Raw genomic sequence first — 13,246 nt, forward strand, 5'->3', positions numbered from 1 at the left:
CACACTGGAGCAAGATCGTGAAAGTTGTTGCGCTGGGAGTGCACATCCTCGATGTCCTGGCCCGGCCCGTCGCCGAGATCCCGGAGGGGCAGGGATCTCAGCTCGTCGAGCAGATCAAGATCACTGCCGCCGGCGCCGCGGGCGGAACCGCGATCACCCTGGCCAAGCTCGGAGCCGAGGTCCACTCCGTCGGCGCGATCGGAGCCGACAACGCGGGCCGGATGCTGACGATGATGCTCGAGGACCACGGCATCTCCTGCGAGCACCTGGTGCGCAAGCCCGACCTGCAGACCTCCGCGACGGTGCTGCCCATTCGGCCGAACGGCGACCGTCCGGCGTTCCACGTCGTCGGCGCCACCGCGGGGTACACGCTCGCGGACGTCCCGATGGACCTCGTGGCCGGTGCAACGCACCTGCACTTCGGCGCGCCGGAGTTCCTCGGCGGCGAGGCCGCGGCGACGGTGCTCGCGCACGCCAGGGCCAACGGGGTGACCACCTCCGCCGACATCCTGGCCGAGGGCAACCCCGGACTGCTCGAGTGGATCGCGCCGGCCCTGCCGCATCTGGACTACCTGCTGCCCAACGACGAGCAGGTGCTGGGGTTCACGGGCGCCGACACCCTGCTCGACGGCTGCCGAGCACTGCTCGAACGGGGGGTCGGCTGCGTGGCCGCCACCGCGGGCGCGGACGGGGCGGTCGTGGCGGATGCCCACTCGCACACCGCCGTTCCCGCCTATCCCGTCGAGGTCGTCGACACGACCGGGTGCGGCGACGCGTTCTCCGCGGGCTTCGTGCGCGGCCTCGGGCTCGGCATGACGGCCGCCCAGGCGGCCGAATTCGGTTGCGCCGCAGCGGCACAGGTCGCCACCGGACTCGGCAGCGACCACGGCGACTTCGACCTCGACAGCCTGCGCGCGTTCGTCGACACCCACACCGCGGCGATCCGATGAGGAAGTCCAGCGCACCGGCGGTCGACGTCGTGGTGGTCGGCGCCGGGCTGTCCGGGCTGGCCGCGGCGCGGAGCCTGACGGCACGCGGGCACGCGGTCCGGGTGCTCGAGGCGGGCGAGCAGGTCGGCGGGCGCACCCGCAACCACCAACTCGCCGGAGTCAACGTCGATCTCGGTGGCACCTTCGTCGGGCCCGGCCAGGACCGCATCATCGCCCTGGCGCACGAGACCGGCTGCGACTACCACCGCACCCACACGAGCGGGCAGAGCGCCATCTCGTGGCGCGGCACGATGCGCCGGTACGACGGCACCATTCCGGCGCTCGGCGCCCTGGAACTGGCCGACATCGGCCGACTGCAGCTGATCGTGGGGCGCCTCGTCGCAGGCATGCGGGCCGGTGCACCGTGGGAGACGAAGAACGCGGCGGAACTCGATTCGCACACCCTGGCCAGTTGGCTGCGGTCCCGCCGCGCCCTGGCCTCGACCCACGCGCTGTTCGCGATCGTCGCGAAGACCACCTGGGGATGCGAGCCGGACGAGATCTCGATGCTGTACGCGCTGGACTACATTCGCGGCTGCGGCGGCCTGGACCGGATGCTCGACACCGAGGGCGGCGCGCAGCAGGAGCACTTCCCCGGCGGCGCGCACTCCATCTCCGTCCGGATGGCGGCCGAGCTGGGCGAGCGGGTCACGGTCGGCTCTCCGGTGCGCAGGATCGAGTGGCACGACGGCGGCGCGGTCGTGCACACCGACACCGAATCGCTCACCTGCCGTGCCGTGGTCGTCGCGGTGCCGCCCGCGATGCGCGCGTCCATCGCCTTCGAACCGGCATTGCCGGAAGAACATCGGAGCCTGGGCCAGCGGTGGCCGCAGGGTGTGCTGACGAAGATCTACGCCGCCTACGAGCGCCCGTTCTGGCGGGACCGCGGGCTCAACGGGCAGATCCTCTCCGACGCCGGTCCGATCTTCGCGACGTTCGACACCAGCCCCGCCCCGGACGGTCCGGGCATTCTGCTCGGATTCATCGGCGGCGACTACGCGCGCGAGTTCGATCGACTGCCCGACCACGAGCGACGGCTGCGCGCGCTGTCCTCGCTCGCGTCGATGTTCGGCGACGATGCCCTGCAGGCAACGGCATTCGTGGATCAGCGCTGGGCCGCCGAGCCGTGGGTCGGCGGTGGACCGACGGCCGTGGTGCCGCCGGGAGTGCTCACCCGCTACGGGCGAACTCTGGCCGAACCTGTCGGACCGATCCACTGGGCAGGCACCGAGACCGCGACGGAATGGGCCGGATACATGGACGGCGCTGTTCGTGCCGGGGAGCGGGCCTCGCACGAGTGTCTGGCGGCGTTGCGCGCTGTGGTCGCATGACGGCGTCACAGCACGGGAGGGAGAGTCGTATGGAGTGGTACCGCAGCTACAGCGTCGTCACCGCGGCGTCGGCGGAGTCGGTCTATCGTCGGTGGACGGACATCGGCACCTGGGCCGAGGACGACGCCGACCTCGACTGGGTGCGGGTCGACGGGCCGGTGCGGGTGGGCGCGACCGGCAAGGTGAAGACGGGCGGGCCGGCGCAGCGCATCACCTTCACGGAGCTGACGCCCGGGCGGGCGATGAACTTCGAGATCGGGCTGCCCGGCGCCACGCTGTCGTTTCCGCACGCGATCGAGCAGCTCGCGGAGGGCATCCGGGTCACCCACGGCGTCCGTTTCAGCGGGCCGCTCGCGAGCCTGTTCGGGTTCGTCGCCGGTCGCAAGATCGCGATGGGACTGCCGCTGGTGGTGCGCACGGTCGTGGACCGTGCGCTGGAGGCCGAGGATGCCGCGCTCGATTCCTAGTGCGCTCGATTCCCGAGGCGATCCGCGTAGTGGAGGCCGGACGCGGCAACGGCCCCCGACTGTCAGGGTCGGGGGCCGTCGGAGGAAGCAGTGCAGACTAGCTGCTGAAGCCGCCGACCAGCTTGCCGAAGATCTGGGCGAAGCTCGTCAGGAGCGTGCCGGTGACATCCGCTCCGGTGCTGCCGGTCGTCGGAAAGGGCTTCGGGGTGGTGTCTGCCATGGGGTCCTCCGTGAAGTGTCAGGTTCGTTGTGCAAAGGAAACGTAGCCGAACGGGTCGACGTGTGCACGGGTTGAAATCCGCGCGCGCGAAACCGTAGGAGGCGAGGATGACAGCCCGGCGTCCGCCGCGTGAACAGCGTCTCGCTGAACGGGAAAACTGCTGTTCGGCAACGGTTTCCGCGGCCCATCAGGCGCGCCGGCCGAGCCTGCCGAGGAGTCGGGTCTGCGCATCGGCCTCGGCGGGCACCTCGACGGCCGGACCGCACACGCCGGGAGTACGGATCTGCTCACCCATCCGGTCGGCGAACCCGGTCACCAGGACGAGGTCCTCGGTGGGGATGGACTCGTCGAGTCCGGTGGCGCGGGCAAGGTCCCAGCGGTGCACCACCAGGTCGAAACAGAAGAATGAGCCGAAGGTCGCCGCGACGGAGGTGCGACCGAGGCTGCCGTCGTACTCGAGTCCGGCGCGCTCGGGATCGTCGAGGATGTCGAGGACCGCGTCCCGGGTCTGCGCCCAGGCGCCGACGGGGTCGGAGTCGACATCGGGCACCGGAGGAAGGGTCAGGCCGACGGGGTCGAGCGGGTAGGTCTGGGTGTCGATGACATGCCGCAGCACATCGCGCGCGGTCCAGCCCTCGCAGGGCGACGGGCGCTCCCAACCGTCCGCGGGCACCGCCTCGACGGTCCGAGTCAGGGTTTCGGCGAGCCGGCGGTAGCGCGCGGCGGTTTCTGTGGTGTTCATCACTTCATCGTGCGCTGCGGGGGAACTGGCGGTCTTGGAGATTCGCGACACGAGCGTTCGAATGCGAGAGCGGCCCCGACCGGACCGTTCGGGTGGGGCCGCTCAGGCGCGAGGTCTCAGCTGAGGCTGATGTTGTTCACGATGCTGGACAGCGCCTTGGCGGTGACGTTGATGATGTCGGCGATGCCGGACGTCGTGCCGTTGACGGTGTCGGGGATGTTGCTGGAGCCGAGGTTTGCCATGGTGGCCTCTCACGTAGACGGACGGTGGTGCGGCCGGGGATCGGCGCACGGGGACTGTAGCCGGTGTCGGTGACGCGCGCACGGGGAGTTTCGCCGCAGGTCAGGAGAGGTTTCTGTTCGGTTAACCGGCTCCCAACGGCCGGGACCCGGGTTGCGGCGGGAGTGGTTCCGCGGTAGCCGCGTATGACCGAACGGCGGAGACGACGACGGCCCCCGAACTCGAAGTTCGGGGGCCGTCTGTGGCGGAGGATAGGGGATTTGAACCCCTGAGGGCGTTAACCCAACCCGCGTTCCAGGCGAGCGCCATAGGCCACTAGGCGAATCCTCCGTGGGCGAGCATACCGGCTCGCCGGCGCAGGACGAAAACGGGGCCTCGCGGCCGTGGAAACCCGGCCCGGTGTTCACCCGCCGCGGGCGCTCGCTACACTCATGGTGGATCCCGCGCGGCGCGCATCCTGTGAACTCCCCCAGGGCCGGAAGGCAGCAAGGGTCAATGGGCTCTGCCGGGTGCGCGGGGTCCCCTTAATTTCTTCTCGGTTCCACCCCCGCTGCCACGGTGTGAAAGGTCTTCCGGCATGCCTACCCAAACCCAGATTGGGTTGATGAGCCACGAGGAACTCCGTTCCGAGCACGAACGGCAGTCCGCCAAGTATGCGCAGCTGAAGGCCGAGAAGCTCGTGCTGGACCTCACCCGCGGCAAGCCGGCCCCCGAGCAGCTCGACCTGTCCGCGGCGCTGCTGTCCCTCCCCGGTGACCACGACTACCGCGACGGCGCAGGCACCGACTGCCGCAACTACGGCGGCCTGACCGGTCTGCCCGAGCTGCGTGCGATCTTCGGTGAGCTGCTCGGCATCCCGACCGCGAACCTGCTCGCCGGCAACAACGCGAGCCTCGAGATCATGCACGACCTCATCGTGTTCTCCCTGCTGCACGGCGGCGTCGACTCGCCGCGGCCGTGGTCGCAGGAATCGAAGGTCAAGTTCCTGTGCCCGAGCCCCGGGTACGACCGGCACTTCGCGATCACGGAGTCCTTCGGCATCGAGATGATTGCCGTGCCGATGCGGTACGACGGCCCGGACGTCGACGCGATCGAGCGCCTCGTCGCGACGGACCCGCAGATCAAGGGCATGTGGGCGGTCCCGACGTACTCGAACCCCACCGGCGCGGTGTACTCGGAGGAGGTCGTCCGCGCGCTGGCCGCGATGCCGACCGCGGCGCCCGACTTCCGGCTGTTCTGGGACAACGCCTACGCGGTGCATCCGCTCGCGGACGAGTTCGTGCCCGCCTACGACATCCTCGGCATCGCCGCCGAGGCCGGAAACCCCAACCGGCCGTACGTTTTCGCGTCCACCTCCAAGATCACCTTCGCGGGCGCGGGCGTCAGCTTCTTCGGCAGCTCCGATGCGAACCTGGCCTGGTACCAGTCGCACGTGGGTAAGAAGAGCATCGGTCCGGACAAGGTCAACCAGCTCAGGCACCTCCGTTTCTTCGGCGACGCCGACGGCGTGCGGGCGCACATGGCCAAGCACCGCGAGATCCTCGCCCCGAAGTTCGCGGCGGTGCTGCGGATTCTCGAGGATCGCCTCGGCGCGTCGAAGGTCGCGTCCTGGACCGAACCCAAGGGTGGCTACTTCATCAGCCTCGACGTGGTCGAGGGCACCGCGAAGCGCGTCATCGGGCTCGCCAAGGACGCCGGGATCGCGTTGACCGCGGCGGGTTCCGCCTTCCCGTACGGCACCGATCCCGACGACAAGAACATCCGGCTGGCACCGAGCTTCCCCTCGATGGAGGACCTCGAGACGGCGATGGACGGCGTCGCGACCTGCGTGCTGCTGGCCGCCGCCGAGCACGCGCTCGACAACCTCTAGGCCAGGGCCCGGTTCCGTCACGCCGGCCGCCCGCCGTCAGGGCAGTGGCAGCCGTCCGCCGGTGGACGCCGAGCCGAGCCAGGTGTGCGGGTTGCCGTTCCAGCACCAGCCCAGTTTCGGTCGGCGCCGGCTGATCCACAGCGCGGGCACTCGCTTGTCGCCGCAACGTGTCGACAGCAGCGAGAAGCACTTGTTCTTGCGCAGCATGTCGGGGCGCACGGTGACGAGCGCGATGCCCTCCTCGACGGTGAGCCCGGTGCGGCCCACCGCGGTCAGCGACGCCAGCGCGGTCTCGGGCGTGACGTTCAGGTACTCGCTCCCGGTGTCGATGTTCAGTAGCGCGTAGCCGAGTCCGTCCGGTACCTCGACGGACTCGATCGGCCGGAACCGGGCGAGGTCGGCGGGCTCGAGGTCCGCGAAACCCTGCTGGGTGCCGAGGGCGGTGTGCGACATCGCCTCGTGTGCGTCGATGGCTGCGCCGAGCGCGGTACGGGCCACGACCAGGACGAACGGGATGTGGTCCTCGCCGTGGTCGGCGGCGCTCTCCGGGTGCGTGAGCACCGCCGCGCGCAGCGGTTCCAGCGCGGCCGCGAAGTCGGCGTCGGAGAGCCCGGTCAGCCCGGGACAGCCCGCCTCGGTGAGTGCGGTGATCTGGCGGTCGAACTCGATATCGGTCGGAGTGGCGGTCAAGGATTCCTCGCTTCCGTACGGTGTACCGAACTCAACGGGCGGTGCGGCGCGATGGTTCCCGCGCACGTTCGCCGAGGTGAATGGCAGGATCGGGTGCATGGCACTCACGCTGCATCTCGCCGGAACCCCCGACGCGGACGAGCTGCTCGCCGCGAATCCGTTGGCGCTGCTCATCGGGATGCTGCTCGACCAGCAGATTCCCATGGAGGTCGCGTTCACCGGTCCGAAGAAGCTCGACGATCGACTCGGCGGGCTGGACGTGCACACGATCGCGGAGATGGACCCCGAGGCGTTCCTCGCGTTGTGCGCGACCCCGCCCGCCGTGCACCGGTTCCCGGGATCGATGGGCAAACGCATCCAGGACCTGTGCGTGTATCTGGTCGAGCACTACGACGGCCGGACCGAGGCGATCTGGACCGAGGGTGAGCCGGACGGCAAGGAGGTCCTCAAACGCCTGAAGGCGTTGCCCGGGTACGGGGACCAGAAAGCCCGCATCTTCCTGGCGTTGCTGGGCAAGCAGATCGGCGTCCAGCTGCCCGGGTGGCGGGAGGCGGCGGGCGCCTACGGCGACGAGGGATCGAGGCGGTCGATCGCGGACGTGGTCGACGACCAGACGCTGGCCGAGGTGCGCGAGTTCAAGAAGGCCGCGAAGGCGGCGGCGAAGGCCGCGAAGGGGAAGTAGAGGGGACACCGCTGCAAATCGCTCGCAGGCGGCGCACCTCTTGTCAAAGCGCCGGCGGTGCGAAGAACTCGAGCGCGATATTGTCCGGGTCGCGGAACGACAGGCCGGAACCGTACGCGGCGGTCGTGATGCCGCCGTGGGTGATGCCGAGCTCGTCGAGGCGGTCGCGCCAGAATTCGAGTTCGCCGGTGGTGCAGGCGAATGCGACGTGGTCGAGGCCGATCCGTCGTTCGTCGAACTCCGCGTTCGGAGGCTCGCCCGTGTGGGTGTGCAGGCCGAACATCGTGCCGCCGCCGAGTACGAAGACGGCGTGATGGAAGGCGCCGGATTCCTCGTCCTCGTCGAGGACCGGCGGCGATCCGAACAGGCGCTGGTACCACTCCGTGCTGACGGCCATGTCGGACACCGTGACCGCGATGTGGGTGAGAGCTGGGAACGGCGTCACGACGCACCTCTTCCTCCGGAACGGCGACTCAGACCACCGTAGCGCCGTTCACCGCTGCGGAGTGAGGTTGCGCGTGAGACCGTCGGGTACCCGGAGGTCGGTGCTGCTCGCGGGCCTGTACGGGTGGCCGTCAGACCCCGTCGGTTTCCGTCTCCGGGCGCTGACGCTGCCGCTCGTGCTCCAGGGAGAAGTGTCCGGTCGGCGCACCGTGTGCGAGGACGGCGTGCTCGTAGGCCGACTCGGCGTGCAGGGCCAGATCGACGCCCGTGATCTCCTCCTCCGCCGTCACCCGGAACCCGAGGTAGCGGTCGAGGAGCTTGCCGAGGCCGTAGGTGACACCGAAGGCGTAGAGCCCGACCACCGCGACCGCGAGGGCCTGTTTGCCGAGCTGTCCCAGCCCGCCGCCGAACAGCAGCCCCGCCGCCCCGTGCGTCATCACCTTGGCGGCGAGCAGGCCGATGAGGACGGTGCCGACGATGCCGCCGACCAGGTGCACGCCCACCACGTCGAGGGAGTCGTCGTAGCCGAAGCGGAACTTCCAGCCGACGGCGAAGGAGCAGGCGACGCCGGCGACCGTGCCGACGACCGCGGCGCCGAGGACGGTCACCCAGCCGCAGGACGGGGTGATCGCGACGAGGCCGGCGACCACGCCGGAGGCGGCGCCGAAGGTGGTGGGGTGTCCGTCGCGGCGGGACTCGACCAGCACCCAGCCGAGCATGCCGGTGCAGCCGGCGACGAGGGTGTTGAGGAACACCGCGGCCGCGGTGCCGTTCGCGGACAGTGCGGAGCCCGCGTTGAAACCGAACCAGCCGAACCACAGCAGTCCCACGCCGAGCAGCACGAACGGCAGGTTGTGCGGGCGCATCGGCTCGGACCGGAAGCCGATCCGCGGGCCGAGGACGAGGGCCAGGGCGAGGCCGGAGGCGCCCGAGACGATCTCCACGACCAGTCCGCCCGCGTAGTCGAGGGCGCCGAGCTTGGCGATCCAGCCGTCCGGTCCCCACACCCAGTGCGCGACCGGGACGTAGACGACCAGCGCCCACACCGGGACGAAGACCATCCACGCCGAGAACTTGGCGCGGTCCGCGATCGCACCGCTGATCAGTGCGGCTGTGAGGATCGCGAAGGTGAGCTGGAAGGTCGCGAACAGGAACTCCGGGACGGTCCCGTGCACGGAGTTCGGGTCGATGCCGGCCATGCCGAGGTGTTCGAAGCCGCCGAGCAGACCGCCGCCGAGGTCGTCGCCGAAGGCGAGGCTGTACCCGGCGACCAGCCACACCACCGTGACCAGGGCGATCGCGACGAAACTCATCATGATCATGTTGAGCACGCCCTTCGAGCGCACCATGCCGCCGTAGAACAGGGCGAGGCCGGGCGTCATCAGCAGGACCAGTGCGGTGCTCACCAGCAGCCAGGCGGTGTCTCCGGTGTCGATCGAATGCACGTCAACTCTCCTCACGCGCGGACCGGGCCGCGCCGAGGATTGACGATGGCGGCTCGGGGTTTCCGCGGCACTGCAGGCGTGTTGCAGCTGTGTTTCGCGATCCTCACCGTGCCCGATTCGTCGCGAGTGCAGGGCCGATCGCCGTCGCGGAAGCCGTTCCGGGGCGACGATCGGCCCGGTGCGGCGCCCTACTCCGCGGTCGCCGGACGGTAGGTGCACACGTGCACGCCGGTGCTGCTGATGGCCGTCGAGACCAGTTCGAGGGTGTGCAGCCCACCGTCCTCGGGGAAGATGGTCTTGCCGCCGCCGAGCAGCACCGGCATGACCATCAGGCGGAGCTCGTCGACCAGGCCCTCGCTCAGGAGGGTGCGCACGAGCGTCGGGCTGCCCATCACGAGCAGGTCGCCGCCGTCGCTCGCGCGGAGCTTCCGGATCGCGGCGACGGCGTCGCCGCCCGGGATGAGCGTGGTGTTGTCCCAGGTCAGATCCTGCTCGCCGAGCGTCTCGGACACGACGTACTTCGGGATCGCGTTCATCCGGTCGGCGAACGGGTCGCCCGCGCGTTCGGGCCAGGCCGCGGCCATCGTCTGCCACGTGCGACGTCCGAACAGCAACGATTCCGCCTTGGACAGCGCGTCGTCGAACGCCCCGCCGACCACCTCGGGATCGAAGAACGGGTGCGACCAGCCGCCGTGCGCGAATCCGCCGGCAGTGTCCTCGTCGGGGCCGCCGGGGGCCTGCACGACGCCGTCCACGCTGATGAACTCGCTGATCACGATGCGCATGGGTCTCGCTCCTCTTGTCGGATTCGGGGTGTACGGAAGTGGAGACCGTCGAGGCGCTCCGAAGTCATCGTTGCCCACTAGATCACGGGTGTGACGTGTGGCACACGACGGTTCGGGTCTGTCGGCGCGGTGTCGGGGTTCGCCGGTACCCTCACCGCGTGGCCCTCTACCGGAAGTATCGACCGGCGACCTTCGCTGAAGTGGTGGGGCAGGAGCACGTCACCGAGCCCCTGAGCACGGCGCTCGACGCCGGACGCATCAACCACGCGTACCTGTTCTCGGGTCCGCGCGGATGTGGCAAGACGTCGTCCGCCCGCATTCTCGCCCGCTCGCTCAATTGCGTCGAGGGTCCGACCTCCACGCCGTGCGGGGTCTGCAACTCTTGTGTCGCGCTCGGCCCCGGTGGTCCGGGCAACCTCGACGTGATCGAACTGGACGCGGCCAGCCACGGCGGCGTCGACGACACCCGCGAGCTGCGGGACCGCGCGTTCTACGCGCCCGCGGAGTCCCGCTACCGCATCTTCATCGTGGACGAGGCGCACATGGTCACCACGCAGGGCTTCAACGCCCTGCTCAAGATCGTGGAGGAGCCGCCGGAGCACCTCATCTTCGTGTTCGCGACCACCGAGCCGGAGAAGGTGCTGCCGACCATCCGTTCGCGCACCCACCACTACCCGTTCCGGTTGCTCGCGCCCAACACCATGCGCGGGCTGCTGGAGAAGATCTGCGCGCAGGAGAGCGTGACCGTCGAGCCGGCGGTGTACCCGCTGGTCATCCGCGCGGGTGGCGGCTCGCCACGCGACTCGCTCAGTGTCCTGGACCAGCTGTTGGCCGGTGCCGGGCCCGAGGGTGTGACCTACGCCCGGGCGCTCACGCTGCTCGGGGTCACCGACGTCGCCCTCATCGACGACGCGGTGGACGCCCTGGCGGCGGCGGACGGCGCGGCGCTGTTCGGCACCGTGGACAAGGTGATGGACGCCGGCCATGATCCGCGCCGGTTCGCGGTGGATCTGCTCGAGCGCATCCGCGACCTGATCCTGATGCGCGCCGTGCCGGACGCGGGCGAACGCGGCCTGGTCGACGCGCCGGGTGACGTGCTCGAACGGATGCGTGAGGAGTCGGAGCGGATCGGCCCGGCGACGCTCGCTCGGTACGCGGAGCTGCTGCATGCGGGGCTCGGTGAGATGCGCGGCGCGACCGCGCCGCGGTTGCTGCTCGAGGTGATCTGCGCGCGGATGCTGCTGCCGTCGGCGACGGATGCGGAATCCGCTGTGCTGCAACGACTCGAGCGGCTCGAACGACGCGTGGACACCGGCGTGCTCCCGGGCGGGCAGGCGACTGCGGCGCGATCGACCCCGTCCGTCGAGCCGGCGCAGGGCCTCGGCGCTCCGGCCGATGCCGGCCCGGCGCCGATGTACCAACGACCCTCGCAACGCGCGGCAGCGGCCGCGCAGCAGGCCGGCCAGGTGCCCGCGAGCCCGGAGCCCGTCGCTGCTCCGCCGGAGCCCGTCGTCGCGCCGGAGCCCGTCGCAGTGGAACCTGCTGCACCGCCGGAGCCTGTCGCGCCGGAACCCGTCGCGGTGGAGCCGGTGCAGGCGCCGCCCGCGGTCGAGGCCGTCGTGGCCGAGCCGGTGAGCTCGCCCGAGCCGGCAGCGCCCGAGCCGCTGGCGGCGCCGGAACCCGTTGCCGCCGAGACCGTTCGACCCGAGCCCGTGGCCGCGGTCCCGGAGGTGGCGGAATTCGCTGCACTTCCCGAGCCCGAGCCCGAGCCCGAGCCGGTGCCCGCGGCGGCCTCCTGCCAGCCGGATGCCGCGGCCGTGCGAACGGTGTGGTCCGAGGTGCGCGCGAAGGTTCGTGAGCGCAGCCGCACGGTGGAGGTCATGCTGTCCGGCGCCACCGTCCGCGCGGTGGAGGGCGGTCGCCTGATCCTCAGCCACGCCTCGGCCCCGCTGGCCAAGCGGCTGGTGGAACCGCGCAACGCCGAGGTGATCCGGGATGCCTTGCGCGAGGTGTTCGGGGTGGACTGGGCGGTCGACTGCGAGGTCGGCACCGCCGAACCGGTCGAGCAGTCCCGACCGCAGACTCCTCGTCAGCAGCCGAAGTCGACTGGCGGACCGCGGTTCTCGCGGCCGAGTCAGGGGCAGGCCCAGCAGGCGCCTGCCGCGCCGCCGGTGCCTGCGACGCAGCCGCGATCCGAGCCGACGCCGGGACCGCCCGTCGACGACATCCCGCCGCCGGACTACCCGGACTACCCGGACGATCCCGGCCCGCCGCCCCCGGTCGAGCCGGCGGCACCGGAATCGGTGACCGCGGAGGACGAGGAGGAGATGATGGCGCAGGCGGCGCAGCCGTCCGACCCGTCCGTTCGCCGGGATCCGGAGGAGATGGCGATCGAACTGCTCGAGACCGAACTGGGCGCCAAGCGGATCGACGGCTAGGACGGCTTCGGCGACGGCCGGATCTGGTGCAGGCTGGCGATCGACACCCGGTTGAACGCGTTGATGGCGATGGCCGCCCAGGTCAGCACCGAGACCTGGTCGTCGGTCAGGTGGGAGCGGACCGCGGCGTAGGTGCGATCGTCGAGGTGCTCCTGCGACGACAGCGTGACCGCCTCGGCCAGTTCCAGCGCCGCGCGCTCGCGATCGCCGAACACGGTGACCTCGCGCCAGGCCGGCAACACGGCGAGCCGACGCGTCGACTCGCCGCCGGTCAGGGCGCGCCTGGTGTGCAGGTCGAGGCAGAAGGCGCACCGGTTCAGCTGCGAGACACGGATGTTGACCAGCTCGATGATCGAGCGGTCGAGCCCGGCGTCGACGGCCCGCGCGCCGACCTCGACCGCCACCGCCGTCATCGCCTGGTAGATCGACGGCGACTGCTTGTCGATCGGAATCCGCTTGTGGGCGGTCACCGGCGGGCCGACCGCACCGCCTCCAACGCCGCCGGGGTGACCGGGTCGACGCTGGCGGCGAAGTCGTCGTGCTTGCCGAGGTACTTCGCCACGTAGGGACAGATCGGGACGATCCGCTTGCCGGCGGCGACGGTCGCGGTGAGCGCCTCGTGCACCAGGATGCCGGCCAGGCCCTGGCCGGCGAACCGGTCGTCGATCTCGGTGTGGAAGAAGATTCGCCGACCGTCGTGGTCGAGGTATTCGGTGAAGCCGGCGAGTTCGTCGCCGAGCCGGATCGCGTAGCGATCTCCGGCGTCGTGAACGGTGGGGGACTGCGCGGTCGAGCCTCGTTCGTCCGTCATGTGGCCACTATGCCGCAGCGCCGGTAACCATGCGCGCCGGTTCGACGGGGGATAGTTTCGAGGCGGGATGCCGTCGTCGGTGTCTGGAAACC

The 13,246-nt window shown here is 70.4% G+C and carries 15 protein-coding genes, 1 tRNA gene and 1 other RNA gene; 7 read left to right on the forward strand and 10 right to left on the reverse strand.

Translation table 11 applies throughout. The annotated features are described in order from the left end of the window. The first annotated feature begins 17 nt into the window (after positions 1-17). Genes ACFVH2_RS02350 through ACFVH2_RS02360 form a run of 3 tightly spaced genes read left to right on the forward strand, consistent with a single transcriptional unit; the run spans position 18 to position 2,787 of the window. Positions 18-950 (forward strand): carbohydrate kinase family protein, encoded by a 933-nt coding sequence (locus tag ACFVH2_RS02350; RefSeq protein WP_378421166.1) that lies wholly within the window; start codon positions 18-20, stop codon positions 948-950. Further along, positions 947-2,320, forward strand: a complete 1,374-nt coding sequence (locus ACFVH2_RS02355) for a flavin monoamine oxidase family protein (protein ID WP_378421168.1) — start codon at positions 947-949, stop codon at positions 2,318-2,320. The genes ACFVH2_RS02350 and ACFVH2_RS02355 overlap by 4 nt, the downstream gene beginning before the upstream one ends. Positions 2,321-2,349: 29 nt before the next feature. Beyond that, the gene (locus ACFVH2_RS02360; protein WP_378421170.1) at positions 2,350-2,787 is read left to right on the forward strand and encodes an SRPBCC family protein; all 438 of its coding nucleotides are present in this window, start codon (positions 2,350-2,352) and stop codon (positions 2,785-2,787) included. Between the two features lie 97 nt (positions 2,788-2,884). On the opposite strand, the gene ACFVH2_RS02365 is transcribed toward ACFVH2_RS02360, so the two are convergent. The 4 genes from ACFVH2_RS02365 to ACFVH2_RS02380 all read right to left on the reverse strand — a co-directional run bounded on the left by ACFVH2_RS02365 (position 2,885) and on the right by ACFVH2_RS02380 (position 4,319). Further along, positions 2,885-3,007 (reverse strand): hypothetical protein, encoded by a 123-nt coding sequence (locus ACFVH2_RS02365; protein WP_378421172.1) that lies wholly within the window; start codon positions 3,005-3,007, stop codon positions 2,885-2,887. A 187-nt stretch (positions 3,008-3,194) separates the two neighbouring features. Further along, positions 3,195-3,752, reverse strand: a complete 558-nt coding sequence (locus ACFVH2_RS02370; RefSeq protein ID WP_378421174.1) for a TIGR03086 family metal-binding protein — start codon at positions 3,750-3,752, stop codon at positions 3,195-3,197. Positions 3,753-3,865: 113 nt separating this feature from the next. Next, positions 3,866-3,991, reverse strand: coding sequence for a hypothetical protein (locus tag ACFVH2_RS02375; protein WP_378421176.1), 126 nt, complete (start codon positions 3,989-3,991; stop codon positions 3,866-3,868). A gap of 240 nt (positions 3,992-4,231) precedes the next feature. Next, positions 4,232-4,319 (reverse strand) — tRNA-Ser (locus ACFVH2_RS02380). A gap of 103 nt (positions 4,320-4,422) precedes the next feature. Here ACFVH2_RS02380 and ffs point away from each other — a divergent pair. Continuing rightward, an RNA gene (ffs, locus tag ACFVH2_RS02385) (signal recognition particle sRNA small type) lies at positions 4,423-4,517 on the forward strand. Positions 4,518-4,566: 49 nt separating this feature from the next. Beyond that, the gene (locus ACFVH2_RS02390) at positions 4,567-5,859 is read left to right on the forward strand and encodes an aminotransferase class I/II-fold pyridoxal phosphate-dependent enzyme (protein ID WP_378421178.1); all 1,293 of its coding nucleotides are present in this window, start codon (positions 4,567-4,569) and stop codon (positions 5,857-5,859) included. A gap of 36 nt (positions 5,860-5,895) precedes the next feature. On the opposite strand, the gene ACFVH2_RS02395 is transcribed toward ACFVH2_RS02390, so the two are convergent. Then, complete coding sequence (locus ACFVH2_RS02395; RefSeq protein WP_378421179.1) at positions 5,896-6,549, reverse strand: DUF5701 family protein; 654 nt, start codon at positions 6,547-6,549, stop codon at positions 5,896-5,898. 97 nt (positions 6,550-6,646) lie between these two features. On the opposite strand from ACFVH2_RS02395, the gene ACFVH2_RS02400 reads away from it, so the two are divergent. Then, the gene (locus tag ACFVH2_RS02400; RefSeq protein ID WP_378421182.1) at positions 6,647-7,231 is read left to right on the forward strand and encodes an HhH-GPD-type base excision DNA repair protein; all 585 of its coding nucleotides are present in this window, start codon (positions 6,647-6,649) and stop codon (positions 7,229-7,231) included. 43 nt (positions 7,232-7,274) lie between these two features. Here ACFVH2_RS02400 and ACFVH2_RS02405 read toward each other — a convergent pair whose 3' ends face one another. From ACFVH2_RS02405 to ACFVH2_RS02415, 3 genes are all read right to left on the reverse strand, one after another. Then, entirely contained in the window at positions 7,275-7,676 is a 402-nt protein-coding gene (locus tag ACFVH2_RS02405; protein ID WP_378421184.1) for a VOC family protein, read from the reverse strand. 130 nt (positions 7,677-7,806) lie between these two features. Beyond that, the gene (locus ACFVH2_RS02410) at positions 7,807-9,120 is read right to left on the reverse strand and encodes an ammonium transporter (RefSeq protein ID WP_378421186.1); all 1,314 of its coding nucleotides are present in this window, start codon (positions 9,118-9,120) and stop codon (positions 7,807-7,809) included. Positions 9,121-9,308: 188 nt separating this feature from the next. Beyond that, positions 9,309-9,905, reverse strand: coding sequence for a dihydrofolate reductase family protein (locus ACFVH2_RS02415; protein WP_378421188.1), 597 nt, complete (start codon positions 9,903-9,905; stop codon positions 9,309-9,311). A 158-nt stretch (positions 9,906-10,063) separates the two neighbouring features. On the opposite strand from ACFVH2_RS02415, the gene ACFVH2_RS02420 reads away from it, so the two are divergent. After that, positions 10,064-12,343, forward strand: coding sequence for a DNA polymerase III subunit gamma and tau (locus ACFVH2_RS02420; RefSeq protein ID WP_378421190.1), 2,280 nt, complete (start codon positions 10,064-10,066; stop codon positions 12,341-12,343). On the opposite strand, the gene ACFVH2_RS02425 is transcribed toward ACFVH2_RS02420, so the two are convergent. Together ACFVH2_RS02425 and ACFVH2_RS02430 are read right to left on the reverse strand one after the other, a co-directional pair. Further along, positions 12,340-12,756: a carboxymuconolactone decarboxylase family protein gene (locus ACFVH2_RS02425; RefSeq protein WP_378421399.1), complete on the reverse strand. Its 417-nt coding sequence runs from the start codon at positions 12,754-12,756 to the stop codon at positions 12,340-12,342. The two genes, ACFVH2_RS02420 and ACFVH2_RS02425, sit on opposite strands and share 4 nt — an antisense overlap. Before the next feature lie 53 nt (positions 12,757-12,809). Further along, positions 12,810-13,154, reverse strand: coding sequence for a GNAT family N-acetyltransferase (locus ACFVH2_RS02430; protein ID WP_378421192.1), 345 nt, complete (start codon positions 13,152-13,154; stop codon positions 12,810-12,812). Positions 13,155-13,246: the final 92 nt, after the last annotated feature.

The sequence above is a fragment of the Rhodococcus sp. NPDC127527 genome (genome assembly GCF_042672245.1).
Lineage (GTDB): Bacteria > Actinomycetota > Actinomycetes > Mycobacteriales > Mycobacteriaceae > Rhodococcus_G.